Annotated in this window: 2 protein-coding genes; both read left to right on the forward strand. The window is 38.3% G+C overall.

Annotation, left to right across the window (positions count from 1 at the left end; genetic code table 11):
* The first annotated feature begins 77 nt into the window (after positions 1-77).
* Positions 78-1,082, forward strand: coding sequence for a transposase (locus M3226_RS31355; protein ID WP_251573401.1), 1,005 nt, complete (start codon positions 78-80; stop codon positions 1,080-1,082).
* A gap of 25 nt (positions 1,083-1,107) precedes the next feature.
* Positions 1,108-1,662, forward strand: a complete 555-nt coding sequence (locus tag M3226_RS31360; RefSeq protein WP_251573403.1) for a hypothetical protein — start codon at positions 1,108-1,110, stop codon at positions 1,660-1,662.
* Positions 1,663-1,689 lie beyond the last annotated feature (27 nt).

Raw genomic sequence — 1,689 nt, forward strand, 5'->3', positions numbered from 1 at the left:
CTTACACGGAATAAATAACACCAACGGTAATAATGAGTTATAATAGACTTATAAATCATTAAAGTTGGTGTTTATTTATGCGTACTAAAAACCGATTAAATCCAATTGAGTCTATCTATTATAGTCCTGAAATTATAAATTGCCCTGTCTGTGGAGGGAAACTAACATATTGCCATCCTGTATGGAGAAAAACCATTTCTACCCTAAAAGGGGAATTCAAAGTTATTAACCTAGGCTATCGCTGTGAAAATAATGCTTGTGAGAACAATACTGTTTATCGTTCTGCAGAGGCTGAGCAGCTGAGTATGAAGCACATTACCTATGGCATGGATGTCATTGCCCACATTGGGCATTTGCGCTTCAAAGAGCATAAAACTCGGTCAGAAATTGCCTCCATTTTAAATGAAAAGCAGGTCAAAATCTCTGAAAGACAAGTTCAAAAAATGTACGAGCGATATGCATTACTCCTTCGGTCAGCGATTAAAGAAAATATGAAAGAACCCTTAGAGGAAGTTGTCAAACAGAACGGTGGTTTAATCTTATCCATTGATGGCGTTCAACCTGAAAAAGGAAATGAAACATTGTATGTCATCCGGGAGGTTCTAAGTGGCACCGTTTTGGCAGCACACAATTTAAAGAGTAGCGCATCTCAAGAACTGATTGGAATCATTCAACCTATCATTGATTGGGGCTACCCTATTCAAGGATTTATCAGTGATGGTCAACAGTCGATCCGTCTAGCAATCGAAAAAATAGCACCGGATATTCCTTATCAATACTGTCAGTTCCATTACTTCAAAGATATCGCAAAACCATTGGTAGAAAAGGATCGAAAGTTAAAGACAAATATCAAGAAGAAGTTAAGAGGGATCCGGGAAATCGAAAGAAAAATAGAAGAATCGGCGTCAGAAAGCTTAGAAGAGGAAATCGCAAGTGATTATGTCGCAGCGATTCGTTCCGTGCTTCTGGAGGATGGAAAGCCTCCATTTGAATTACCAGGTACACGTGTCTTTGAACGAACAAAATCGATTAAGGGCTCGATTGAAAAATGCCTGGATAAAAAAGGGGACTCCTTTACTTGAAAAGCTGTTCAGAATAGTCAGAAATGTGGATAACTACAAAACAGATTATCAGCTCGTAAAACGGTGGGATCTGCGTTTTAAAAGGATTGCCACGATCATGGAGCCTTCCGAAAATAAAACAAGTTCATGGGTTGAGTCCAGGTTAAGACGATATTTGATCCAAATAGAAAAGGACCTGAACCGTGAAGATGATTTAGCCTTTGTGGACAATCTGATGAGATATAGTAAAGGGTTTTGGAAAGGCCTCTTTACCTTTTACGATTTTCCTCTCTTACCTAGAACAAATAATGATCTGGAACTTTTCTTTAGAAGAACAAAAGTAAGGCATCGTAGGATTACAGGTAGCCGAACTTGGAATCGATACATTGTTCGTCACGGCGAAAACATTGTATTCGTTGAAAATGTTAAAAATGAACAAGATGGGCTGCAGAAGATTCAGAATGCCATTTATTCTGGCTACAAAGAGGAAGTCAGTAAGTGGGACAGTCGAATACATGAACACACAAAACAGAGAAGATTTAAAAAGGATCCAGATGCATATTTAATCAATATTGAAAGCAAATGGAATCGGCACAACTAATTCATTGTGTTAGTTGTGCCGTGTAAG

It is taken from the genome of Neobacillus cucumis, assembly GCF_023715505.1.

Excerpts from the sequence above, each read along its gene's own strand:
- M3226_RS31355 (WP_251573401.1), top strand. The coding sequence starts at position 78 with ATGCGTACTAAAAACCGATTAAATCCAATTGAGTCTATCTATTATAGT.